The following is a 731-nucleotide window of genomic DNA, read 5'->3' as shown; positions in this document are numbered from 1 at the left end:
CCAATGTCGGACGACCAGGTGCTGAAGCTGTTCGAGGAAGGCTCCTACGAACTCATTCCGCATGACAACATGCGCAAGACCATCGCGCGGCGCCTGGTCGAAGCCAAAACCACCATCCCGCATTTCTATCTGACGCTCGACTGCGAACTCGATGCGCTGCTGGCCCTGCGCACGCAACTCAATGCCGCCGCGCCGGTGAAGAAGACCGACAAGGGTGAGGCGCCTGCCTACAAGCTGTCGGTCAACGACATGGTGATCAAGGCGATGGCCATGGCGCTGAAGGCGGTGCCGGATGCCAATGCCTCGTGGACCGAGAGCGCCATGGTCAGGCACAAGCATGCCGATGTCGGCGTTGCCGTGTCGATCCCCGGCGGCCTGATCACGCCGATCATCCGGCATGCGGACGAAAAGACGCTGTCCGTCATCTCCAACGAGATGAAGGATCTGGCCAGCCGCGCCCGCAGCCGCAAGCTGAAGCCCGAGGAGTATCAGGGTGGTACGACGGCGGTCTCCAATCTCGGCATGTTCGGCATCAAGGATTTTGCCGCGGTGATCAACCCGCCGCATGCGACGATCCTGGCGGTCGGCGCCGGCGAGCAGCGGGCGGTGGTCAAGAATGGCGAGATCAAAATAGCCACGGTGATGTCGGTGACGCTGTCGACCGACCATCGCGCCGTCGACGGAGCCCTGGGGGCCGAACTGCTGGTCGCCTTCAAGAAGCTGATCGAAAA

General features: G+C 62.5%; 1 protein-coding gene. It reads left to right on the top strand.

Annotation, left to right across the window (positions count from 1 at the left end):
• Positions 1-731, top strand: a 731-nt coding sequence (locus O7A60_RS31730) for a 2-oxo acid dehydrogenase subunit E2 (RefSeq protein WP_337109587.1), incomplete at both ends; no start/stop codon positions are given.

Origin of the sequence: Mesorhizobium salmacidum (SeqCode), from assembly GCF_037179605.1 — a bacterium.
GTDB classification, from domain to species: domain Bacteria; phylum Pseudomonadota; class Alphaproteobacteria; order Rhizobiales; family Rhizobiaceae; genus Mesorhizobium; species Mesorhizobium salmacidum.
This window is presented reverse-complemented; position numbering and strand designations above follow the sequence as displayed.